This window comes from Pseudomonas sp. E102 (assembly GCF_052660185.1).
On the sequence record NZ_CP084025.1, the window covers coordinates 1,979,775 to 2,001,705 of the forward strand.

Below are 21,931 nucleotides of genomic sequence, written 5' to 3' on the forward strand. Positions count from 1 at the left end.
CCCTGTTGCGCGACAGGGACAAGGCGCTCTGAGAAACAATGCGTCAGCGTCCTGGCGCCTTGTTCTCGACCAAGCGTTGTGGTGAGCGAGTATGGCATCGATTGGCCGGTGCATAGCGTTGGCCTCTACTGTGGCCACTGCTCCAGCAGGATCGAGACAAATTTTTCCGCAGCGGGGGAAAGGGAGGCACCGCGTCGATAAACCAGGCCCAGCGATCGATTCACCACCGGCTCGATCAGCGGTACGCTGACCAGCGTCGGATGATCGACCGCCGGCATCGCCAGGCTGGGCATCGCCGACACGCCGAGGCCAGCCTCGACCAAGCCCAAGGATGTGGACAGGTGCTGCACTTCGTAGAACCACTGCGGACGCCAGCTCAGGCCTGACAAGGCGTGGTCAAGCAGCATGCGGTTGCCACTCAAGCGACCGACACCGATCAGCCGATAGTCGCTGAGCTCCGACCAGGTGACAGCACTGCGGCCAGCGAGCTCATGGTCTCGTCGGCAGGCCAGCACAAAGGGTTCGTTGACCAGGGGCACGAACTCGATGTCCGGGTGCTGGCCACTCATCATGTTGATGCCGAAGTCAGCTTCGCCACGCAGTACAGCCTCCAATCCTTCGTTGGCACTGAGATCGAGCAGGCGTATGCGGATCTTCGGGTAGCGTTCGTTATAGAGCCGGATTACCGAGGGCAGAAAATAGAACGCCGCCGTCGGGATGCAGGCCAAGGTGACTCGGCCGATCTGCCGCTCGGCCAATTCGCGGATATTGAGAATGGAATCGTCAAAATCATCCAACAAGCGCCGCGCCTTAGGCAGGAAATCACGCCCAACGCTGGTCAGGCTGACCTTTCGCGTCGTGCGGTCGAGCAAGGCGGTGCCTAATCCTTCCTCAAGCTTTTTCATCCGTCGGCTGAGGGCGGGCTGGGATAGGTGCAGTGCATCGGCGGCTTCATGGAAACTGCCAAGTTCGGCGATCTTAACGAAAGATCGGATGTCCTGAAGTTCATATTCCATCAATTTTTCTCGCTACCAGGTTCCAAGGAACTCCAAAATAATTCTTTTGTGAAACGCAATAATAACTCCGATCTTTGCATTGGAAACACTTTTTAAACCCTGCCACTCTTGTGCACAGAGCATCAATTATCCAGATTGATCAACAAGAGTTAGTGGTCATGCAACGAATTCCTTGTGTACTCATGCGCGGCGGCACTTCCAAAGGTCCGGTTTTTCTCGCCTGGGATTTGCCGGCAACGATTCCCGAACGTGACGAGTTGCTGCTCAACCTGATGGGTTCTGGCCATGAGCTGGAGATCGACGGCATCGGGGGTGGTAGTCCACAAACCAGCAAGGTGGCGATCGTCAGCCCATCGCTGCACCCTGAAGCCGACGTGGATTACCTGTTTGTCCAGGTCATGGTTTCCCAGCGCCGGGTCGACACTGCACCCAACTGCGGCAACATGCTCTGTGCCGTCGGCCCGTTCGCAATTGAGCAAGGGCTGGTCAAGGCCACAGGCGACCTGACCCGCGTGCGGATCCGCAACCTCAATACCGGAACCTTCGTCAATGCCGAGGTCCAGACACCGCAGGGCAAGGTCAGCTACGAAGGCGACACTGCCATCGACGGTGTGCCGGGCACGGCCGCTCCGGTGCAACTGACCTTTCTCGACGCAGCCGGCAGCAAGACCGGAAAACTCTTCCCCACGGGGCAATCCGTCGACTTGATCGATGGCATCCCGGTGACTTGCATCGACATGGCCATGCCGATGCTGATTGTCGAGGCCGGCCAGCTCGGCAAGCGTGGCGACGAAAGCCCCGCCGAGCTTGATGGCGATACGGCGTTCTTGCAGCGTTTGGAGTCCTTGCGCTTGAAGGCCGGCCTGGCGATGGGCCTGGGCGACGTCAGCGACAAAGTGATTCCCAAGCCAGTGCTGGTCTCGACGGCCACGTGCGGCGGGACGATCCAGGTGCGCTACTTCATGCCGCATAGCTGTCATCGCGCCTTGGCGATTACCGGTTCTATCGGGCTGGCGACGGCCTGCGTGACCGACGGCAGTGTCGCGGCCAACCTGCTTGGCGGCGTCAGCGAACCACGCCTTCAGCGGGTGCGCATCGAGCACCCCAGTGGCGGTATCGATGTCGTGTTGTCCTACACCGGCGAAAAGGGTGAGACCATCCGCGCCTCGGTGGTCCGTACCGCCCGCAGGCTTTTTTCAGGTTTTGTCTACGCCACGGTTCCCCAGCGCCTGGCCGGATGACCCGGGCAGACTTTGTCATTGCATCTGCGACTCATAACAACAAGAGAACTGACTTATGCTCGCTTTACTTGGCTTGGCCATGGTGGTGGTCTTCACCTTTCTGATAATGACCAAACGGCTGTCGCCGATCGTCGCCCTGACGATCGTGCCGATAGTCTTCGCGGTGATCGGCGGCTTCGGTGGGACCACTGGCAAGATGATGCTGGATGGGCTGAAGATGGTTGCACCGTCGGCGGCACTGCTGTTGTTCGCGATTCTTTTTTTCGGTCTGATGATCGACGCGGGCCTGTTCGACCCGCTGATCCGCAAGATCCTCAAGCGGGTCAATGGCGACCCGATGAAAATCGCCGTGGGCACCGCACTGCTGTCGCTTCTCGTTGCACTGGACGGTGACGGCACGACGACCTACATGATTACCTGCGCCGCGATGCTGCCACTGTACAAGCGCATCGGCATGAATCCGATGATCCTGGCGACCGTCGCGATGCTTTCGCTGAGCATCATGAGCGGCATGACGCCTTGGGGCGGGCCGGCGACCCGGGCCATCGCGGCACTCGGCCTGGATGCCGGCGAGTACTTCGTGCCTTTGTTGCCGACTATGATCGGTGGCGCGATGTGGGTGGTGTTCACCGCGTTCCTGCTGGGCCGTGCCGAGCGCAAGCGTATCGGCAACATTCAACTACAGAGCGGAGGCGGCGATTGCTATATCAAGGCCATCCTGGAGGACACGCCGCACAAGCGTCCGAAACTGGCCTATGTCAATTTGCTGTTGGTCGTCGCAGTCATGGTCGCGCTGGTAATGGGCCTCATGCACTCGGCGATCCTGTTCCTGATCGGTTTCGTCCTGGCGCTGGTGATCAACTATCCGCAGCTGGACATCCAGAAAGAGCGCATTCTCGCCCACTCGGGTAACGCCATGACCGTGGTCCTGCTGGTGTTCGCGGCGGGTATTTTCGCCGGAATTTTCTCCGGAACGAAAATGGTCGATGCCCTGGCGCAAACGCTGGTCGACTGGATTCCGCCTTCCTGGGGCCATTTGTTCCCCTTGGTGGTGGCAATTACCAGCATGCCGCTGACGTTCGTATTGTCCAACGATGCCTATTACTTTGGAGTCGTTCCTATCCTGGCTAACGCCGCTGCCGCCTACGGGATTCACCCGGTCGAAATAGCTCGGGCGTCCATCCTCGGTCAGCCGGTGCACCTGATGAGCCCATTGGTGGCCTCGACCTTGTTGCTGGTGGGCATGGTCGATCGCGACCTGGGCGATTTCCAGAAAGCCACCATCAAATGGGCGGTGCTCACCTCAATCGTAATAACGGCGCTGGCGCTTCTGACCGGGGCGCTGACGCTGTTCTCCTGATTCACCCGACACCCTTTAGTCCTTGCCTGACGCTCCCCGCATGGGGAGTGCGCCGGCCTGCGCGCCAAATAACAACAACGAGACACTCGACATGAGTATTTACCTGATTCGCGGGGTTCTGTTTCCGATCCTTGGTCTGCTGCCGTTGGCCAACGCCAGTGCAGAGGGATTCGTCGACGACAGCAAGCTCAAATTGCAGTTGCGCAATGTTTACTTCAACGAGAACTTTCGCGATGAACATGGCATGAGTGCGCGAGCGGCGCGGACCGCCAAAAGCGAGCGCACCGAATGGGCTCAGGGCTTGCTGTTGGATTATCAGTCAGGCTACACGTCAGGCACGGTCGGTTTCGGCGTCGATGCCCTGGGCCTGCTCGGATTCAGGCTTGATTCGGGGCGCGGTCGTAGCGGCACTGGCTTGCTACCGGTCCATGACGACGGTCGTGCCGCAGAAGAGTTCGCCAGCGCGGGGATGACCGCCAAGGCCCGACTGGCAAAAACCACGTTCAAATACGGCACGCTGCTGCCCAAGAACCCAGTATTGATCTACAACGACGCGAGGCTGCTGCCCCAGACCTATCAGGGGGGGCAGGTCAGCAGCAACGACATCGACAACCTCACCCTGACGGGGGGGCGGCTGGAACGATTCAAACTGCGCGATTCAAGCGACAGCATGCCGATCGTGCCCGACGGCTACAGTGGCAACGAGTCAGGTGACTTCATTTATGCCGGCGCCGACTACAAGCTGGGAAAGAACATTCGCTTGAGCTATTTCTATGGCGAACTGGAAAACTTCTACCGGCAGAACTTCGCCGGTGTCCAACATGACCTACAGCTCGGTCCCGGCGTGCTCACCAGCGACCTGCGCTACTTCAACAGTGCCGATTCGGGCTTGGCCCATGGCGGTAAAGTTGACAATGACATGTTCAGCGGCTCGCTGTCGTACGTTGCCCTCGGCCACACGTTCAGTGCCGGTTACCAAAAGCTCAGCGGGGAAGGGGGTTTGCCATACATCAGCGGCGCCACGGTCTATTCCTTCAGCAACGTTGGGATCGGCAAGTTCATCGAGGAAGATGAAAAGACCTGGATGCTCGGCTACGGCTACGATTTCGCTCGCCTAGGCGTGCCCGGCCTGACGTTTTCCAGCCGCTACCTCAGTGGCGCCGATGGCAAATCCAACAGCGTCGTGAACGAGTGGGAGCGCGACGCCGAAGTCGCTTACATTGTGCAGCAAGGTAAGTTGAAGGGGTTGGGTGTCAAATTGCGTAACTATGTCTATCGCTCCGACTTTTCACGGGGACGCGATAGCAACCGTGTCTACGTCACTTATGACGTCGCGCTTTGGTAGGGTCTGGGTTCGCGGGGGGCTTTCTGACAAGAATGTCAGCAAGCCGTCAGCCTCCGGACACCTTCTGCGTCTAGACTCTTCTGGTTGCCCCGCTTTCGTAGAGGAGTCACCAGATGCGCTTGCTGATCGTCGAGGATGAAGAAAAAACCTCCTCCTATGTCCACCGCGGCTTGAGCGAGCTCGGCTACATTGTCGATGTCGCGACGAACGGCATCGATGGCTTGCACTACGCCCTGGAGCTTGAGTACGACGTGGTCATCCTCGATGTCATGTTGCCGGGCAAGGACGGCTATGCCGTGTTGCAGGGCCTGCGCCTGCACAAGAAAACCCCGGTGATCATGTTGTCGGCCAGGGGCACGGTGGATGATCGCGTCCGGGGGTTGCGCGAGGGTGCTGACGACTACTTGGGCAAGCCCTTTTCGTTTGCCGAGCTGGTGGCGCGCGTCCAGGCGTTGATCCGCCGTCGCGCCGATGACGCGGCCGATCCCACGCATCTGCGCATCGACGACCTGGAAGTCGACCTGCAAGCTCGCAAGGTCACCCGGGCCGGTTTGCGGCTGGACCTCACGGCGAAGGAGTTCTGCCTGTTGAGCCTGCTGGCGCGACACCAGGGGGAGATTCTTTCCAAATTGATGATTGCCGAGCAGGTCTGGGACATGAATTTCGACAGCGATGCCAACGTGGTGGAGGTCGCGATCAAGCGTGTGCGCGCCAAGGTGGATGCGCCATATCCACGCAAATTGCTGCATACCGTGCGCGGAATGGGCTATGTATTGGAAAGTCGTGAAGCGGACGACAGGCACGTTGGGATGGTGTGATGAAAGGATCGATCTCCAAGCGGCTCGCCCTGATGTTTGCCCTCGCGGTCATGCTTATCACCGCGGTCAGCGCAACGCTGCTGCGCTGTTCCTTGAAGCAATCGCTCGAAGACCAGATGCAGAACGAGCTGATCCTGCGGCATTCGGTTCTCGATCCGGTGCTCGCCAAATATGACTCACCGGAATTCTGGGTGGGGCTGCGGCAGAAGCTCGACGGCCTGACACCCACCGATGAGCGCGTGCGTTACTGGGTCCTGGTCGATAACCCGGCCTACAGCTATGGCGGGGCGATGCCGGACGGCCAGGATTGGTCAAAGCGTCCGGATGGGTTTTCCACGGTCGCCATCCCTGACCGGGATCGCCCCATGGTGCTGATGATCGAAACCATCGCGGCCATGGGCAGCCGGCCGGAGGTGCGTTTTATCGTGGGGCTCGATTCGACGCCGTTCATGAAGACCCTGAATAATTTCACCAAGACGTTGATCGTAACGTCCGCGTTGGGTGTCGTGCTGGTCGCGCTGCTGGGGTATTGGATCGCGCGTTTTGGCCTGGGACCGGTCCGGCGCCTGAGCCGCCAGGCCAACAGCCTGCCGCCGGGGGATTCCAAGCAACGGCTGGACACCGAGGCGTTGCCTGGTGAGTTGCAGGAGCTGGCGGTGTCGTTCAACGGCGCCCTGGCTCGCCAGGAGGCCGCCTGGTGCCAGCTCGAAGGGTTCAATGCCAATGTCGCCCATGAATTGCGCACGCCCTTGACCAACCTGATCGGCCAGACCCAGGTCGCCCTGGCCCACGGCCGGGACGTGAATGAGCTTCAAGACCTGCTGCAATCGAACCTCGAAGAGCTGGAGCGGATGGGCACCATCGTCAATGACATGCTGTTCCTGGCGGGTGCCGAAAGCGGGCAGCGAGCCACGGAGCTGAGCGATGTCTCGCTCTATGAAGAGGCGTCCAAGACAGTGGACTACCTGGAGCCGGTCTTGCACGACAAACAGTTGAGCGTGGTGATTCAAGGCGACATGCGGGTGTGCATCGACCGACGTCTGTTCCACCGTTCCCTGGCCAACCTGATCCAGAATGCTGCGCGATACGCGGTACCGACCAGCACGATCACGGTAAGCCTGGTCAGCCATGGCATGCAGGCCGAGGTGAGCGTGTCCAATGCTGGCGAGCCGATTGATAACGTTCATCTGCAGCGTCTGTTCGAGCGCTTCTACCGGGCCGACGCCGCCCGGGCCCGCAGTGACGCGCATCATGGCTTGGGGCTTTCCATCGTACGGGCGGTGGCCTCCATGCACGGCGGTCGCGTGTTCGCCCACAGCAAGGACGGGCTCAATACCTTCGGGTTCTCGTTGACAAGCCAGGCAGCGCGTTAGCCCGCCTTCAGTCCCCGTTGCCCGTGATACAGCCATCGCGAGCAAGCTCGCTCCCACACTGGATTTGCGGCTGACTTGAATCCCAAGGGCAACACAAACCCCGTGGGAGCGAGCCTGCTCGCGAAGATGCCGGCACATTCGGCATCTTCATCAACTGAAGCACCGCCATCGCGAGCAGGCTCGCTCCCACACCGGATTCGCGGCTGACTTGAATCCCGAGGGCAACACAACCCCCCTGTGGGAGCGAGCCTGCTCGCGAAGATGCCGGCACATTCAGCATCTTCCTCAACTGAAGCACCGCCATCGCGAGCAGGCTCGCTCCCACATTGAATCTGCGGCTGACTTGAATCCCGAGGGCAACACAACCCCCTGTGGGAGCGAGCCTGCTCGCGAAGACGCCGGCACATTCAGCATCTTCATCAACTGAAGCACCGCCATCGCGAGCAGGCTCGCTCCCACATTGGATCTGCGGCTGACATGAATCCCAAGGGCAACCCAACCCCCTGTGGGAGCGAGCCTGCTCGCGAAGACGCCGGCACATTCAGCATCTTCCTCAACTGAAGCACCGCCATCGCGAGCAGGCTCGCTCCCACATTGGATCTGCGGCTGACTTGAATCCCGAGGGCAACACACCCCCCCTGCGGGAGCGAGCTTGCTCGCGAAGACGCCGGCACATTCAGCATCTTCATCAACTGAAGCACCGCCATCGCGAGCAGGCTCGCTCCCACACCGGATTTGCGGCTGACATGAATCCCAAGGGCAACCCAACCCCTGTGGGAGCGAGCCTGCTCGCGAAGACGCCGGCACATTCAGCATCTTCATCAACTGAAGCACCGCCATCGCCAGCAAGCTCGCTCCCACATTGGATCTGCGGCTGACTTGAATCCCAAGGGCAACACAAACCCCGTGGGAGCGAGCCTGCTCGCGAAGACGCCGGCACATTCAGCATCTTCATCAACTGAAGCACCGCCATCGCGAGCAGGCTCGCTGCCACATTGGATCTGCGGCTGACTTGAATCCCGAGGGCAACACAAACCCCGTGGGAGCGAGCTTGCTCGCGAAGACGCCGGCACATTCAGCATCTTCATCAACTGAAGCACCGCCATCGCGAGCAGGCTGGCTCCCACACCGGATTTGCGGCTGACTTGAATCCCAAGGGCAACACAACCCCCTGTGGGAGCGAGCCTGCTCGCGAAGACGCCGGCACATTCAGCATCTTCCTCAACTGAAGCACCGCCATCGCGAGCAGGCTCGCTCCCACATTGGATCTGCGGCTGACTTGAATCCCAAGGGCAACCCAACCCCCTGTGGGAGCGAGCCTGCTCGCGAAGACGCCGGCACGTTCAGCATCTTCCTCAACTGAAGCACCGCCATCGCGAGCAGGCTTGCTCCCACATTGGATCTGCGGGTGACTTGAATCTTGAGGGCAACACAAACCCCGTGGGAGCGAGCTTGCTCGCGAAGACGCCGGCACATTCAGCATCTTCATCAACTGAAGCACCTTCATCGCATTGGCGTTTGACATGTTCCTGACAGGCACCGGTCACCTTGACGTCAGCGTCCCGCTCTTAAAGTTCAACCACCATCCCGGTCAGGACAGTGGAGTCCACCATGAACATTCAAACCTTGTCGGTCGCAAGTCTGCTGGCAGTGATCACGTTGAGCGGTTCGCCTCTGTTTGCCAAAGAGCAAACCCCTATTCCGGCTTATGAATACGGCATGCCGCTGGACGTTGCCCAGGCCCTGCGTATCGAGGAGCCGAAATCAGCCGTATGCGAGGTCGCGCAGGCAAAGATGACCTACGTAGACACCCAAGGACAGATCCGGCACGTCAGTTTCCTTCAGCAGACTGACGCCTGCGCCATTCAGTAAGCCCGGTCGCGCCGGTTGCCACCCAATCAAGGAACTCAATCATGTGGAATAGAACGATCACCCCCGCCGTTGCCTTTTCATACAACATCAGCAAGCTCATGAGGCTGGCCCGTACGTTGACGGCCGGCGTCGCGCTCCTCAGTGCGATGAGTCTTGAAGCATCGGATCGTGCCGCGCCGAAACCCGACTGGTCGACCCGTGACATGCCCTCCCAGAAGGGCCGGATCGTGCTGGTGACCGGCGGCACCAGCGGCATGGGCTACGAAGATGCGCTGGCGTTGGCGCGCGCCGGCGCCGAAGTGATTATCGCGGCGCGTAACCCGGAGCGGGGCGCGGAGGCCATCAAGCGTATCCGCCAGGCCGTACCCGACGCCAAGTTGCAGTTCGAGCCCGTCGACCTGGCCAACCTGTCATCGGTGCGCGGCCTGGCCGAGCGGCTCAACCAGCGATTGCCGCGCCTCGACGTGCTGATCAACAACGCCGCCATCATGGCGCCGCCGGAGCGGGGCACCTCCGCCGATGGCTTTGAGCTTCAGCTGGCGACCAATTACCTGGGGCACTTCGCGCTGACTGGCCTGCTGGTTCCGCTTCTGCGCCAAAGCGACGACGCGCGAGTGGTAAGCCTTTCCAGCATCGCGGCCACGCGCGGCGCGGTGAATCTCGATGACTTGCAGTCCGAGGAGAAATACGACCCTTATGCAGCCTATGCCCAGTCGAAACTGGCTGTGCTCCAGTGGTCGTTCGAATTACAACGGCGTAGTGACGCGCAAAAATGGGGTATCCGCAGCATTGCCGCCCATCCCGGCGTGGCCGTCACCGAACTGATCGCCCGCGGCCCGGGCGTCAATAGCGTGTTCGGCCAGCGCTGGGCGAAGGACCGCGATGCGTACCATTCCGCGGCACAAGGTGCGCTGCCCACGCTCTACGGGGCCACCGCCGAGCAGGCCGTTGGCGGTGCCTACTACGGTCCGACGGGCGATGAGGAAAAACGCGGCCCGCTGGGGTTCGCCAAGACACCGCCAGCCGCGACCAACGAAGCGGACGCCGAACGGCTCTGGGCCGCCTCCGAACGTCTGACCGGCGTTACCTATCGCTGAACCGGTCATGGCGCGAGTGTCCGTCTCGCGCCTGCTCTCTAGCCTGCTGCCGCCTCCCTCTGGAGTTTTCATGAGTACGACTTCCTACTTGCATCGGCTGAGTCTCGCCCTCAACGCCCGCGACGGCGAGCTGCGTCCGGCGCTGTGCGGGTTCCTGCTGTTTCTTTGCCTGTTTACCGGTTACTTCATGCTGCGTCCGATCCGCGAATCGATGGGCATTGCAGCAGGCGTCGAGAACTTGCAATGGCTGTTTACCGCGACCTTCCTGGTCATGCTCGCGGCCGTTCCGCTGTTCGCCTGGCTCAGTTCCCGGGTGCCGCGATTGCGTCTGATCGACTGGGTCTACGGCTTTTTCGGCATCAACCTGTTGATGTTCGTCGAGTTCTTTCAATTCCAACCGGACAGCGTCTGGCTGGCCCGGGTGTTTTATGTCTGGATATCGGTTTACAACCTGTTCGTCGTGTCGGTGGCCTGGAGCTTGATGGCGGATGTGTTCGATAGCGAGCAGGCCAAGCGCTTGTTCGCGTTCATCGCCGCCGGCGCCAGTGTCGGCGGCCTCTTGGGGCCGGCCCTGAGCGCTTTGCTTATCGACATCGTGGGTGCGTCAGGCTTGATGCTGTTGGCGGCGGTGTTGCTCGGTGCGACGCTGGTGTTGAAACGGACCTTGATGAACTGGCGTGAAGAAGGTGGGGCGGGGCGGCCCGGTGCTGCGCCCACGCAAAGCCCCCGACAGCCGTTGGCCGGCAATCCGTTGAGTGGGATGGTTGCCGTGCTTCGCTCGCCTTACTTGTTGGGCATCGCCGGTTTCGTGGTGTTGTTGGCGACGGTCAGTACGTTTCTCTATTTCGAGCAAGCGCGTCTGGTGGCCGAACACTATCCGGACCGCGCCTCACAAGTTCGCATCTTCAGCACCATCGACATCATCGTGCAGGCCGGTGCGTTGCTGTCCCAGCTATTCATCACCGGCAGAATCGCACCGAGGCTTGGCGTGCGCGCGTTGCTGGCTATCGTCCCGTTGCTGATGTGCATCGGCTTCCTGGGCCTGGCCCTGGCGCCTGGGTTTGCGCTGCTGGCGACCCTGATGATTGTGCGACGCATCGGCGAATACGCATTCGTGCGGCCGGGCCGGGAGATGCTCTTCGCACCGCTGGATGCTGAAAGTAAATACACGGCCAAGAACTTCATCGACACCGTGGTCTATCGCGCCGGCGACGCCATGAGCGGCTGGGCCAAGAGCCTGCTCGACCAGCTGGGCCAAGGGGCAGGGGTGGCGGCGATGGTGGGTGCGTGTTGCGCGTTACTGTGGGGTTACCTGGGCTGGCAACTGGGGCGACAGGCGGATTACGCCGCATCAAGGGAACTGCGCCTGGCGGCCATTTCGGCCAGGGCATGACGCCTGTGCATTTGCATCGCGGCGTGGCGCTAACGACTTGAACGTCTACCGCGATGCAGCCTCTGACAATAATGCAGGGCGGATGCATTTCGCCCATTACCGATCGGAGGAAAGGTGTACATGAAAATTTTGATGGTACTTACATCTCATGATCAGTTGGGCGACACCGGCAAGAAGACCGGTTTCTGGCTGGAAGAATTCGCGGCCCCTTATTACGTGTTCATCGACGCCAACGCCGCGGTGACGCTGGCGTCCCCGAAGGGCGGGCAGCCCCCTCTGGACCCCAAGAGCGATGAGGAACAAGCCCAGACCGACGCCACGCGGCGCTTCGCCACGGATACCAGCGCCCAAGCGGCACTGGCCGATACCGTGCCGCTGGGAGAGGTCGATCCCTATGATTTCGATGCGGTGTTCTATCCTGGCGGCCACGGCCCCCTGTGGGATCTCGCCGAAGATACCGACTCCAAGACCCTCATCGAAGCCTTTTATGCATCGAACAAACCCATCGCCGCGGTCTGCCATGCGCCTGGGGTGTTCAAGGATGTCAACGCACCGGATGGCGAGCCTGTGGTGAAAGGTAAAAAAGTCACCGGATTCACCAACTCCGAAGAAGAGGCGGTGGGCCTGACGCAAGTGGTGCCGTTTTTGGTGGAGGACATGCTCAAGGCCAAAGGCGCCCAATACTCCAAGGGCGCGGACTGGGCGAGTCATGTGGTGGAGGATGGGCACCTGATCACCGGCCAGAATCCGGCCTCATCGCAAGCGGCCGCCCATGCGTTGCTCAAGCGGCTGAAGCAAGAGCAGAGCGCTTGAATCCGGCTTTGTGGGGGCGACCGATCAAGTCGCTCCCGTTGGAGGAGCATCAAACATGCACGACCCATACAATCTGGCCCGTTTCGTTGACGCGCAACACCCGGTATTCAGTCGCGTCATGGATGAGTTGCGTGCGGGCCGTAAGACGAGCCACTGGATGTGGTTCATATTTCCGCAATTGCGCGGGCTTGGCCGTTCCGAAATGGCCAGTCGCTTCGCCATTTCCGGCCTTGCCGAGGCCCGCGCGTATCTGCAACACGATGTGCTCGGTCCGCGACTGGAGGGCTCTGTTGAAGCGGTGTTGCAACACAGCGACGTCAGCGCCGAGCGTATATTCGGCTCGCCCGATGATATGAAGTTTCGTTCCTGTCTTACGCTGTTCGTCAGCGCCCAGTCGGGCTCTCCTTTGTATCAACAGGCGCTCGACCAGTTCTATTCCGGCGAGCCGGATCGCAAAACCCTCGCCCTGCTTGAGCAACAGGTATGAACGGCGGACGCGTCACACCGACCTAATCAGCAGGCCCCTGAGGCTGCGAGGACATCGGCTTCAGAACGCCCTGTATCAATGCCGTGAACGCTTCGATCACTTCGTCCTCGCCATGTCGCCCCCTAACCAAGGCGCCGGAGAGCGCTTCTCCCGCGCCAACCAGGCCGATGCAGCACCGCTCAAGTTCGGCTTCTGCCAGACGGGCGTGGGGCTTGAGAACGGCCATGAACATCTTTACGCAATTGTCGAGCAATTCCTGGAACGCCGCCTTTTCGTCACTGCCGGCCAAGGCCGCGCCCACCGCGTGAAACTCGTCGGTATGGTCCGCCGCGCACTGGATGTAGGCGCTGGCCAGGGCCTGGGCAGTTTCCTCCAGGCTTAGGGTGGTGCTGGACATCGCGTCCCGGAACGCGTTGACCCGCTCGGTATCGATCCACTTGTAGAGCTCGATCAACAGCCCCGAGCGTGTGCCGAAATGATCATAGACGACGGGCTTGGACACCCCGGCGCGGACGGCCAGATGGCCCAGGGTCAGTCGGTCGGCGTTTTCCTCGCGCACGATCAACAAGGCAGTGTCCAGTAGCTGGCGTCGCCGTTCGGCTTTGGAAAGCCTGCGGGGCGGAGCGCTGACAGGGGGCGGCTCGATTTCTTTTTGCACGTTGTCGCTTCCAATTCAAAAAAACCTACCAATGGTAGGTAACAGTCGGTGAGGGTGTGCTAGGTTACCTACTAACAGTAGGTTAACCCGAAAACAAGGAGAACAAACAATGTCACTCAATCCTATCTTGTTCATGGGCGGTTCCGGCGCAATCGGCCACCACACAGCCCGAGCGCTACGCGCCGCTTATCCAGACGTGCCGCTGCTGATTGGTGGGCGGGACCTTGCGAAGGCCCAACGGGTCGCAGCGCAGATGGGCGGGGCGCAGGCCGTGGTGATCGATTCCAGCGCAGACGACCTGGGCCTCGGCGATCGTCCGGTCAGCGCCGTGGTGGTTTTCTACATGGACCACGCCCTCGCCGGATTGCGCTATGCGCAAAAGCGCGGGGTGCCGCACCTGAGCATATCTTCCGGGGTCTTCGAGATCGCCCCCGAAATCGCAATGTACATGCATGCGCCAGGCGCCTCGCCCATTGTTCTGGGTTACGAATGGATGGCCGGCGCAACGACGGCGGCGACGTTGAGCGTGGCCCGGGAATTTGGCCGGATCGATGATATCCGCATCGATGCGCTGGTCGATGAGCAGGACACTGGCGGGCCGACCGTCGCCAGCGATTTCGAACACCTCAACAAGATGCTCCCCGCAGCGCTGACAAGGCGCGACGGGGTATTCGTATGGCGTGAAGGCGAACATTCCAATACGCAGTTCCAAGCCGTGGACGGTACGTCAATCGACGCCGGCGGCTTCTCATCCATTGATGTCGCCGGCCTGGCGGCTGCGACGGGCGCGGCCAATGTCCAGTTCAACATTGGCATCGGGGTGAGCTCCAGTCGGCGACAAGGACAACCGATGTCCACCGAAATCATCATCGAGCTTGCCGGCGCGGACCTGAAAGGCGAACCGCTGCGCACCCGTCACGCCGTTGTTCACCCGGAGGGCACGGCGCCGCTGACCGGCCTTAGCGTCGCCATGCTTCTTGAACGCCTGCTTGGGTTGGATGGTCAGCCGGTGACGTCGGCAGGGCTTTATTTTCCCTATCAGTTGTTGGACGCTGCGGCGTACCTGGAACGCTTGAAACAAGAGGGCGGCGAGTTGCGCCGGTTGCAGGTGCAATGATGCTGCGAATCAGCGCTCCCTAAGCTGGCGCCTGGCAAAACGTCGCCGCAGGGCAGACTCTTGCCCCAGGCAACGGCTCAACGTTCGCCGGCTTTTTCGAGCACCTGGCTGCTGAGCCGCGCGTCGCTGGCTCGGTTGTCCGGGCCCTGACAAATTGCGCTGCAAAGGGCCCGGACGACCGGTACGTAGCTCACCTGACTGGGCTGACCGACATTGACAGCACCCGTTGGGTTGATCAGGTGCACGGCGATTTCGCCTGGCAACCATGGAACCAGTGGCCAACTCGCACGGTTGGCCAGTATCGCGCAACGATTGCCCATCGCGGGCCCGATATCACAAGACGTCACCAGAGCCACGCCCATCAGCCAGGCGCCTTCAAGCTGCGAGCGCACACGGCCTGGGCTCTCTACATGACCCAGGTCCGCCACTACGACCGCATGATGAACAATCAAGCGGCGCTCATCGCTCATCTCGATATCGACGACGATCGCTGCGCAGCCCTGGGCATCGTAATGAGCGGCGATCCCCTGAGTCCGGCCACGTTCGCCTGCCTTGCCCCAATGGCCCCTCGCGGCCGCCTCGGTAATGACGCGACGCATTCGATGGGCATCGAAGGGGAAGGGTTGGCCTGCGCCTTCGCTCACGGCCGATGCCGAATCAATCACCGCGAGCAGATAGTCCCGATGATCCATATTGCGGGCTCGCAGCTGCGCGACCACGAACTGCTGTTCGGCGAGCATGTGAAGCAACAGGTCTTTCTTGTCCAGATTGCGGTCAAGGGTCGCCCGCCAGGTCAATTGATCGAGCGTGCTGTCGTGCCCATCGGGATGGCTCATTAGCGTTTCTCCTTCCGCTGATGCATGAGGCCAGCAAAAAACGACGTCCCACCGGGCCTGTTGCTCGCGCAACCACCTCAGAGAGATCAAGGCCTACATTAGGCGCAGGGAACTGACGTCAGGGTGACGGGCCGCTGACAGGAACATGTCAGGTCGAAAAAAGCGACGTTGCCATTCGATCTTCATAAAAACGTAACAACTCTGTTGCAGAGTTCCTCAGCCCGTCATCACAAGGAGTTTCCTTTAATGAAAAGTTTGATGAAGTCTGCTGCGCTTGCCGTTACGGTTTCTCTTTGTGCCAGCTCGGCATCCTTCGCCGCAGAGAGCGTCCGCCTGACGGGCTCTGGCGCCAGTTTCCCCGCGCCGATCTACCTCACCTGGTTCAAGGATTTCAGCAAGAAGTCCGACGGTGTCACCGTGGATTACCAATCCAAGGGCAGTGGCGCCGGGGTTCAGGATTTCCTGAACAAGACCGTCGATTTCGCCGCCAGCGATTCGGCCATGAAAGACGAAGACATCGCCAAGGTCGCCGAAGGCGTGCAGTTGCTGCCGATGACGGCCGGTGAAATCGTCCTGGCCTATAACCTGCCGGGCAATCCCAAGGGCCTGAAGCTGCCAAGGGACGTTTACTCCAACATTTTCCTGGGCAAGATCACCCGTTGGAACGATCCTCAGATCGTCGCCGCCAACCCGGACCTGAAACTGTCCGATACGCCGATCACCGTCGTTGTGCGTGCGGATTCCAGCGGTACGACTGCGGTGTTCACCAAGCATTTGGCGACCATCAACCCTGAGTTCAAGCAGGCGCTGGGCGAGGGCAATACGGTCAACTGGCCGGCCAGCGACAAGTTCATCAAGTCGCCCAAGAACGATGGTGTGACGGCCACCGTGCGCCAGACCCCGGGTGCGATTGGCTACATCGAATACGGCTTCGCCAAACTCGCCAAGGTCGACTTTGCCCAGTTGCAGAACAAGGCCGGTCAGTACGTCGTGCCGAACGCCGAAAGCGGTGCCGAGGCCTTGGCTGCGGTGAAGATGCCGCAAAGCCTGGTGTCGTGGCTGCCTGATCCGGACGGTGCCAAGTCCTACCCGATCACGTCCTACACCTGGATGATCTTCCGCAAGGACAACGGCAATCCGGCCAAGGCCAAGGCCATGCGTGAAATGGTCGAATACAGCCTGACCGAAGGCCAGAAGATTGCCGACTCGATGGGTTACATCCCACTGCCGGCCTCCGTCGTCGAGCAGGTTCGCAAAGCGTCCGCCAACATTCAGTAATGCATGAGGCCTCTCCCGGTGCGTGCGCGATCAGCCGCGCCGGGAGAGCTTTTCCCTTGTTCGGACTTAGCCAATGAACAAACCTTTTGTCGTACCGGTTAATCCGGACTCTGCCTGCCAACCACCATCGGCGAAGGACTTCCTGGTTGATCGCACCTTCCGTGCGCTTGCACGCATCGGGGTGGTTCTGATCCTGGCGCTGGTATTCGCGCTGGTGTTCGAGGTGGGGCGCAAGGCGCTTCCGGGCATGGAGAAGCATGGCACGGATGTGCTTTTCGGCACTGTCTGGGACGTTAACCAAGGTAAATACGGCATCCTCCCGGCGATCTGGGGCACGCTCTACAGCGCGTTGATCGCATTGCTCATTGCAGGTTTCTTCGGCGTCAGCATGGCGATTTTCCTGACCCAGGACTTTCTGCCCCCCAAGCTCGCCGCCATTTTTCGCACCATCGTCGAACTGCTCGCGGCTATCCCCAGCGTCGTCTACGGCCTATGGGGCATCTACGTGGTCATCCCTGCGATCCGTCCGCTGACGACTTGGTTGAACAGCGAACTGGGCTGGATCCCGTTCTTTGGCACTTCCTTGAGCGGGCCGGGGCTGCTCCCTGCGGCGCTGGTGCTGGCCATCATGATCCTGCCAACCATTGCCGCCGTTTCCCAGGATGCGCTCACGGCCGTACCGATGAAAACCAAGCAGGCCGCCTACGGCATGGGCACCACCCACTGGGAAGCGATTCTCAAGGTAATGGTGCCGTCTGCCGCCACCGGCATCTTCGGCTCGCTGGTCCTTGGCTTGGGCCGGGCGCTGGGTGAAACGATGGCGCTGGCCATGCTGGTCGGCAACGCCAACACGCTTTCGCTCTCGCTGTTCGCACCGGCCAACACCCTCGCGGCGCTGTTGGCGCTGAACTTCCCCGAGGCCGGGCCGAACGAGATCGAGGTGTTGATGTATGCCGCGCTGGTGCTGATGTTCATCACGCTGCTGGTGAACATCATCGGTTCGATGATCATGATGTACGCCCAACGGGGTAACAAGTGATGACTGATCTCACTGCTGCAACAGATTTGACGGCTCCAGCGGGCGCGATGCCCAGCCTGCAACGCAGGTTCGAGGGCCGGGCCCTGCGCAGCCTGATCTTGACCACCCTGGTCTGGGCGGGGGCACTGCTGGCAAGCGTACCGCTGATTTCGGTGCTGTACATGCTGATCACCCGCGGCGGTGCGCGCTTGAACCTGGAAGTGTTCACCGAGCTGCCACCGACTGGCTTCGAGATGGGCGGCGGCTTCGGCAACGCCATGGCAGGCACCTTCGTAATGGTGGGTATCGCGGCGGCCATCGCGGTGCCCGTCGGCATCATGGCAGCGATCTTCCTCGCAGAGCTGGGGCCGGACAGCAAACTGGCAAACGCCGCGCGTTTTGCGGCCAAGATGCTCACGGGTCTGCCATCGATTCTTGCCGGTGTCTTCGCTTATGCCCTGGTGGTGATGACCACCGGCACGTATTCGGCACCGGCCGGTGGTGTGGCGCTGGCGGTGCTGATGCTGCCTATCGTCGTGCTGACGGCGGAAGAGTCGATGCGGATGGTGCCCAAGATCATGAAAGACGCCGCCTATGGCATGGGCTGCACCCGCTCGCAGGTGATCTGGAAAATCATCTTGCCCACCGGCATGCCCGCGATCCTCACCGGCGTGATGCTGGCGGTAGCGCGCGCCGCCGGCGAAACCGCGCCGTTGCTGTTTACCGCGCTGTTCAGCAACTACTGGATCTACCACCAAGGCAACCTGGAGGTCATGAATCCGACGGCATCGCTTGCCGTGCTGATCTACAACTTTTCCGGCATGCCTTTCGACAACCAACTGGAGCTCGCCTGGGCGGCCTCGTTGGTGCTGGTGATGATCGTGCTGGTCGTGAACATCATCAGCCGTATTTTCGGCAAGCCCAAGTATTGAGAACGGGAGCATCTGATCTTGAACGTATCCACTGCGCAAATAGCCGCTCCGTTTGTCACCCAGGCGCCTGTAGTCATGGACTGCAAACTGGACAAGATTTTCTATGGCAACTTCATGGCGGTGCGTGACAGCCACGTACCGATCGAGAAAAACAAGATCACCGGCTTCATCGGCCCATCCGGCTGCGGCAAGAGCACCGTGCTGCGCAGCCTCAACCGGATGAACGATCTGGTGAAGGGGTTCCGCTTCGAGGGCCACGTGCATTTTCTTGGCCAGGACGTCTACGGCAAGGGTGTCGACCCGGTGGTGGTGCGCCGTTATATCGGCATGGTGTTCCAACAGCCGAACCCGTTCTCGATGAGCATCTTCGACAACGTCGCGTTCGGCCTGCGCCTCAATCGCTATAAAGGTGACATTGGCGACCGGGTCAAGCATGCGCTGCAAGGCGCGGCGCTGTGGGACGAGGTCAAGGACAAGCTCAAGGTCAGCGGCCTGTCGCTCTCCGGTGGCCAGCAACAACGGCTGTGCATTGCCCGCGCCATCGCCACCGAGCCGGAAGTGTTGCTGCTGGATGAACCCTGTTCGGCGCTCGACCCGATCGCTACCCGGCGGGTCGAGGAACTGATGGTCGAGTTGAAAAAGGACTACACCATCGCGCTGGTGACTCACAACATGCAGCAAGCCATCCGCGTTGCTGACACCACAGCGTTTTTCTCGGTGGACATCTCCCAGGGCACACGCACCGGCTATCTGGTGGAGATGGGCCCGACGACGCAGATTTTCGATAACCCCCGTGAACAGATGACCGGCGATTACATCAGCGGCAAGTTCAGCTAAGCCACATCCCCGGTCGAGGCCGCATCCCTGCAGAAGCCAAATGGATTTGGCGGGCATCCGGTAGACATTTACCAAGCGTTTCCAAGGAGCACCAATGCCTGCTACGCATCGCCTTGATTTGCCTGCGATTGAGCGCGCACTGCGCGAAGTGCAAAAGAGCTTCGCCGCGCTGAGCCGGCACTTCACGGAGCCGCGGGACCCCCTGACGGATGAAGTGCTGCAAAATGTGCTTGAAGGCTATGGGCTGATTGACGACTATGTGGCCCGCGGCGTCGACCTGTTCGATCTCCAGCAACTGAACCTGATGCTTGAGATCAACGCCACGGTGCTGTGTGGCCGAGACCCCGTGCGCCGGCTGGAATACGCCCAGCACCTGGCGGCGACCGAGGCGCATTTCTTCAACAACGTTGAGGGCGGCATCAAGGACTTGTACAACTGGTATTGCGCGTATCGCAGTGAGTCGGTGTGGAAGCGTGCGGCCGGCGTCTATGTACGCATTCTCAGCAAGCCGCAGTTGTTCATCGAGGGCAACAACCGCAGTGGGTCGCTCATCGTCAGCTATCTGCTCATGCGCGCGGGGCTTCCTCCTTTTGTGCTGTCTTTGGAAAACGCCGAGGGCTACTTCAATCCGTCCTCGGTCATACGCAACTCCGCCAAGCATGGCGTCAAGGCTTTGTATGAATTGCCCAAGATCAAGAAGAAATACGCAGCGTTCCTCGAAGAACAGGCACCGGACCCAATGAAATTCTTTCTCGAGGGCAAATCCTTGCCCGTCTCACAGGGCCGCCACTGATGAGCAGGGCTCTTGTGCTCGCCGGATGCAAAACCTTAGGTGGCCGGGTAGGGCAGGCTATCCGTAGCGTCAATCCGACGCGGCTGCTCCAACGCCAGCGCATACGCATTTCGTTCGACATCGACGACACGCTCGCCTGCCAACTCCACCACTGCGATGTCGAGCGAAGCCGGTTGCCGGCCTGTGTTCACCGCTGGCTGGGAGAGCCGCTGCGCATGGGTACGCGCTCGCTGATCCGGGAGCTGCGTCGCCAGGGTTGCAGTATCTGGGTCTACACATCATCTGGGCGCACGCCGTCCTACATCAGGCGTTGGCTGCTGCTGTACGGCATCCGCGTCGACGGTGTCGTCAACAGCGTGCTGCACAACCGCGCCTTGACGGTGCATGGGCTGTCCAACTCACCCTCCAAGTACCCGCCGGCGTTCGATATCGACTTGCACGTCGATGATTCCGAGGGTGTGCAGATTGAAGGGGATGACCACGGGTTTCGCGTTGTCGTGGTGCATCCGGAGGATGAAGGCTGGGCGCAGAAGGTGCTGGATGCGGTGGCCATGGTCCAGGCGCAGCTTGATTGGCAGCAGAGGCCGGTCCAGCGGGCTCCGTTGCGCCGGGTTACGACCGGCTAGCAAGTCAGGCTGTCATCGTGCGATTCAGGGCCACAATCTGCTCATGGGTAAGCTGACTGCCGGGATCCATGAACCTGGCGATCAGTGCGTCGCGGTTCTCCGGTGCCCGTGCCTTTTCAGCCGCGTCCAGCGCCATTTCCAGCTCCGGCAGTGTCAACTCGGTGCAGTAAGCCGGTGTGCCTGGCTGCTGACGCCATGAGGCTTCGAGGCTACCGGCGGCAAAAGCGGTAAAGCCTGTCTGCTCGACAAGATCCTGCGCTAGCGCCACAGCGGCGGCATCGTTCCCAGCCACGGGTATCGCGATGCGCGTTGAAGCTTCCGTCGGCTGGCCTTTGTCGGCAAGCGTGGCGGCGAGCAGGGCATTCCATGCCTTGACCACCGGGCGACCAAGCTGTTCGCTCACCCAGACGCTCTCGGGCTTGCCGTCCTCAACTTCCTTGATTGCCCCGTCGCGACCCGGATAGTAATTGGAAGTATCGATGACGACGGTCTTCGGGGAAGCATTGCTCAACGTCTGCTTGAGGTCAGGGTATCTAGCAAATGGAATCGACAGGATTACAGCGTCCACGCCAGACACCGCATCGTCCTTGGTCACGGCATGCACGCCGATTTCGCTGGCAAGTTTCTGGATGCTTTGGGGGTCTTTCGAGTTCGCCAGTTTGACGTCATGGCCGCACGCCGCGAGTTTGCGGGCAAGGGTCGCCCCAATGTTGCCTGCGCCGATAATCCCGATTTTCATTTCAGTCACCTCGCTTGTGGACAGTCTGCAAGTTTCATCATTCCTGCGCCGGCCTGTATCCGGCCAGCAAACTTAGAATCTCGTCATGTGAGCCGTTGGATTCGGCAAACCGTAATGGCTTGGCGCGCTCGACGACAAGTTCCTGTGGATTCGATTTCGAGCAATTCAAGAACGTCATGCAGGAACTCGTCCAAGGGCATGGCGTTTTTCTTCATTTTTCGTATTTCAGCGGGAGCCGGAGAAATTCCGGCCCTCTGCGGGTAAAAATTCTGAGCAAACGGC

22 protein-coding genes are annotated in these 21,931 nt (G+C 60.5%); 17 read left to right on the forward strand and 5 right to left on the reverse strand.

Annotated elements, in window-relative coordinates; all coding sequences use genetic code 11:
- Positions 1-125 precede the first annotated feature (125 nt).
- Positions 126-1,016 (reverse strand): LysR family transcriptional regulator, encoded by an 891-nt coding sequence (locus DOCECA_RS09000; RefSeq protein ID WP_039588554.1) that lies wholly within the window; start codon positions 1,014-1,016, stop codon positions 126-128.
- A 158-nt stretch (positions 1,017-1,174) separates the two neighbouring features.
- On the opposite strand from DOCECA_RS09000, the gene DOCECA_RS09005 reads away from it, so the two are divergent.
- From DOCECA_RS09005 to DOCECA_RS09050, 10 genes are all read left to right on the forward strand, one after another.
- Positions 1,175-2,257 carry a 4-oxalomesaconate tautomerase gene (locus DOCECA_RS09005; RefSeq protein WP_434564030.1) on the forward strand — a complete coding sequence of 361 codons (1,083 nt, stop codon included), beginning with the start codon at positions 1,175-1,177 and terminating at the stop codon, positions 2,255-2,257.
- 55 nt (positions 2,258-2,312) lie between these two features.
- Positions 2,313-3,617, forward strand: coding sequence for a CitMHS family transporter (locus DOCECA_RS09010; protein WP_420763976.1), 1,305 nt, complete (start codon positions 2,313-2,315; stop codon positions 3,615-3,617).
- Between the two features lie 91 nt (positions 3,618-3,708).
- Positions 3,709-4,962, forward strand: a complete 1,254-nt coding sequence (locus DOCECA_RS09015) for an OprD family porin (RefSeq protein WP_445571792.1) — start codon at positions 3,709-3,711, stop codon at positions 4,960-4,962.
- Between the two features lie 113 nt (positions 4,963-5,075).
- The gene (locus tag DOCECA_RS09020) at positions 5,076-5,780 is read left to right on the forward strand and encodes a heavy metal response regulator transcription factor (protein WP_420763975.1); all 705 of its coding nucleotides are present in this window, start codon (positions 5,076-5,078) and stop codon (positions 5,778-5,780) included.
- On the forward strand, positions 5,780-7,153 hold the full coding sequence (locus DOCECA_RS09025) for a heavy metal sensor histidine kinase (protein WP_420763974.1): 1,374 nt from the start codon (positions 5,780-5,782) through the stop codon (positions 7,151-7,153). The genes DOCECA_RS09020 and DOCECA_RS09025 overlap by 1 nt, the downstream gene beginning before the upstream one ends.
- Before the next feature lie 1,611 nt (positions 7,154-8,764).
- Positions 8,765-9,025 carry a DUF2790 domain-containing protein gene (locus DOCECA_RS09030; RefSeq protein WP_434564033.1) on the forward strand — a complete coding sequence of 87 codons (261 nt, stop codon included), beginning with the start codon at positions 8,765-8,767 and terminating at the stop codon, positions 9,023-9,025.
- A gap of 41 nt (positions 9,026-9,066) precedes the next feature.
- Complete coding sequence (locus DOCECA_RS09035) at positions 9,067-10,122, forward strand: SDR family oxidoreductase (protein ID WP_434647339.1); 1,056 nt, start codon at positions 9,067-9,069, stop codon at positions 10,120-10,122.
- 70 nt (positions 10,123-10,192) lie between these two features.
- The gene (locus DOCECA_RS09040) at positions 10,193-11,515 is read left to right on the forward strand and encodes an NTP/NDP exchange transporter (protein WP_434674854.1); all 1,323 of its coding nucleotides are present in this window, start codon (positions 10,193-10,195) and stop codon (positions 11,513-11,515) included.
- Between the two features lie 120 nt (positions 11,516-11,635).
- Positions 11,636-12,328 (forward strand): type 1 glutamine amidotransferase domain-containing protein, encoded by a 693-nt coding sequence (locus tag DOCECA_RS09045; protein ID WP_434611422.1) that lies wholly within the window; start codon positions 11,636-11,638, stop codon positions 12,326-12,328.
- A gap of 55 nt (positions 12,329-12,383) precedes the next feature.
- Complete coding sequence (locus DOCECA_RS09050) at positions 12,384-12,815, forward strand: DUF1810 domain-containing protein (protein ID WP_445571793.1); 432 nt, start codon at positions 12,384-12,386, stop codon at positions 12,813-12,815.
- Positions 12,816-12,837: 22 nt separating this feature from the next.
- Here the strand turns inward: DOCECA_RS09050 and DOCECA_RS09055 are convergent, their stop codons facing one another.
- Positions 12,838-13,473, reverse strand: a complete 636-nt coding sequence (locus DOCECA_RS09055; RefSeq protein WP_445571794.1) for a TetR/AcrR family transcriptional regulator — start codon at positions 13,471-13,473, stop codon at positions 12,838-12,840.
- 109 nt (positions 13,474-13,582) lie between these two features.
- Between DOCECA_RS09055 and DOCECA_RS09060 the strand changes: the two genes are divergently transcribed.
- Positions 13,583-14,590 carry an NAD(P)-dependent oxidoreductase gene (locus tag DOCECA_RS09060; RefSeq protein WP_445571795.1) on the forward strand — a complete coding sequence of 336 codons (1,008 nt, stop codon included), beginning with the start codon at positions 13,583-13,585 and terminating at the stop codon, positions 14,588-14,590.
- 77 nt (positions 14,591-14,667) lie between these two features.
- On the opposite strand, the gene DOCECA_RS09065 is transcribed toward DOCECA_RS09060, so the two are convergent.
- The gene (locus tag DOCECA_RS09065) at positions 14,668-15,426 is read right to left on the reverse strand and encodes a hypothetical protein (protein WP_445571796.1); all 759 of its coding nucleotides are present in this window, start codon (positions 15,424-15,426) and stop codon (positions 14,668-14,670) included.
- 246 nt (positions 15,427-15,672) lie between these two features.
- Here DOCECA_RS09065 and pstS point away from each other — a divergent pair, with 246 nt between their 5' ends.
- The 6 genes from pstS (at position 15,673) to DOCECA_RS09095 (ending at position 20,910) form a co-directional block, all read left to right on the forward strand.
- On the forward strand, positions 15,673-16,704 hold the full coding sequence (gene pstS, locus DOCECA_RS09070; RefSeq protein ID WP_420763965.1) for a phosphate ABC transporter substrate-binding protein PstS: 1,032 nt from the start codon (positions 15,673-15,675) through the stop codon (positions 16,702-16,704).
- Between the two features lie 73 nt (positions 16,705-16,777).
- A complete protein-coding gene (gene pstC, locus DOCECA_RS09075; protein ID WP_420763964.1) occupies positions 16,778-17,743 on the forward strand; it encodes a phosphate ABC transporter permease subunit PstC in 966 nt (321 codons plus the stop codon).
- Positions 17,743-18,654, forward strand: a complete 912-nt coding sequence (pstA, locus tag DOCECA_RS09080; protein WP_039588462.1) for a phosphate ABC transporter permease PstA — start codon at positions 17,743-17,745, stop codon at positions 18,652-18,654. The genes pstC and pstA overlap by 1 nt, the downstream gene beginning before the upstream one ends.
- A gap of 75 nt (positions 18,655-18,729) precedes the next feature.
- Positions 18,730-19,491: a phosphate ABC transporter ATP-binding protein PstB gene (gene pstB, locus DOCECA_RS09085; RefSeq protein WP_025214260.1), complete on the forward strand. Its 762-nt coding sequence runs from the start codon at positions 18,730-18,732 to the stop codon at positions 19,489-19,491.
- Between the two features lie 94 nt (positions 19,492-19,585).
- On the forward strand, positions 19,586-20,284 hold the full coding sequence (locus DOCECA_RS09090; protein ID WP_420763963.1) for a hypothetical protein: 699 nt from the start codon (positions 19,586-19,588) through the stop codon (positions 20,282-20,284).
- Positions 20,284-20,910 carry a hypothetical protein gene (locus tag DOCECA_RS09095; protein ID WP_420763962.1) on the forward strand — a complete coding sequence of 209 codons (627 nt, stop codon included), beginning with the start codon at positions 20,284-20,286 and terminating at the stop codon, positions 20,908-20,910. Before DOCECA_RS09090 ends, DOCECA_RS09095 begins: the two co-directional genes overlap by 1 nt.
- A gap of 4 nt (positions 20,911-20,914) precedes the next feature.
- Here DOCECA_RS09095 and DOCECA_RS09100 read toward each other — a convergent pair whose 3' ends face one another.
- Entirely contained in the window at positions 20,915-21,649 is a 735-nt protein-coding gene (locus DOCECA_RS09100) for an NADPH-dependent F420 reductase (protein WP_445571797.1), read from the reverse strand.
- 37 nt (positions 21,650-21,686) lie between these two features.
- Positions 21,687-21,827 (reverse strand): hypothetical protein, encoded by a 141-nt coding sequence (locus DOCECA_RS09105; RefSeq protein ID WP_445571798.1) that lies wholly within the window; start codon positions 21,825-21,827, stop codon positions 21,687-21,689.
- Positions 21,828-21,931 lie beyond the last annotated feature (104 nt).

Coding starts and splice junctions, on each gene's coding strand:
- DOCECA_RS09000 (WP_039588554.1), bottom strand. CDS start 1,016: ATGGAATATGAACTTCAGGACATCCGATCTTTCGTTAAGATCGCCGAA.
- DOCECA_RS09005 (WP_434564030.1), top strand. CDS start 1,175: ATGCAACGAATTCCTTGTGTACTCATGCGCGGCGGCACTTCCAAAGGT.
- DOCECA_RS09010 (WP_420763976.1), top strand. CDS start 2,313: ATGCTCGCTTTACTTGGCTTGGCCATGGTGGTGGTCTTCACCTTTCTG.
- DOCECA_RS09015 (WP_445571792.1), top strand. CDS start 3,709: ATGAGTATTTACCTGATTCGCGGGGTTCTGTTTCCGATCCTTGGTCTG.
- DOCECA_RS09020 (WP_420763975.1), top strand. CDS start 5,076: ATGCGCTTGCTGATCGTCGAGGATGAAGAAAAAACCTCCTCCTATGTC.
- DOCECA_RS09025 (WP_420763974.1), top strand. CDS start 5,780: ATGAAAGGATCGATCTCCAAGCGGCTCGCCCTGATGTTTGCCCTCGCG.
- DOCECA_RS09030 (WP_434564033.1), top strand. CDS start 8,765: ATGAACATTCAAACCTTGTCGGTCGCAAGTCTGCTGGCAGTGATCACG.
- DOCECA_RS09035 (WP_434647339.1), top strand. CDS start 9,067: ATGTGGAATAGAACGATCACCCCCGCCGTTGCCTTTTCATACAACATC.
- DOCECA_RS09040 (WP_434674854.1), top strand. CDS start 10,193: ATGAGTACGACTTCCTACTTGCATCGGCTGAGTCTCGCCCTCAACGCC.
- DOCECA_RS09045 (WP_434611422.1), top strand. CDS start 11,636: ATGAAAATTTTGATGGTACTTACATCTCATGATCAGTTGGGCGACACC.
- DOCECA_RS09050 (WP_445571793.1), top strand. CDS start 12,384: ATGCACGACCCATACAATCTGGCCCGTTTCGTTGACGCGCAACACCCG.
- DOCECA_RS09060 (WP_445571795.1), top strand. CDS start 13,583: ATGTCACTCAATCCTATCTTGTTCATGGGCGGTTCCGGCGCAATCGGC.
- DOCECA_RS09065 (WP_445571796.1), bottom strand. CDS start 15,426: ATGAGCCATCCCGATGGGCACGACAGCACGCTCGATCAATTGACCTGG.
- pstS (WP_420763965.1), top strand. CDS start 15,673: ATGAAAAGTTTGATGAAGTCTGCTGCGCTTGCCGTTACGGTTTCTCTT.
- pstC (WP_420763964.1), top strand. CDS start 16,778: ATGAACAAACCTTTTGTCGTACCGGTTAATCCGGACTCTGCCTGCCAA.
- pstA (WP_039588462.1), top strand. CDS start 17,743: ATGACTGATCTCACTGCTGCAACAGATTTGACGGCTCCAGCGGGCGCG.
- pstB (WP_025214260.1), top strand. CDS start 18,730: ATGGACTGCAAACTGGACAAGATTTTCTATGGCAACTTCATGGCGGTG.
- DOCECA_RS09090 (WP_420763963.1), top strand. CDS start 19,586: ATGCCTGCTACGCATCGCCTTGATTTGCCTGCGATTGAGCGCGCACTG.
- DOCECA_RS09095 (WP_420763962.1), top strand. CDS start 20,284: ATGAGCAGGGCTCTTGTGCTCGCCGGATGCAAAACCTTAGGTGGCCGG.
- DOCECA_RS09100 (WP_445571797.1), bottom strand. CDS start 21,649: ATGAAAATCGGGATTATCGGCGCAGGCAACATTGGGGCGACCCTTGCC.
- DOCECA_RS09105 (WP_445571798.1), bottom strand. CDS start 21,827: ATGACGTTCTTGAATTGCTCGAAATCGAATCCACAGGAACTTGTCGTC.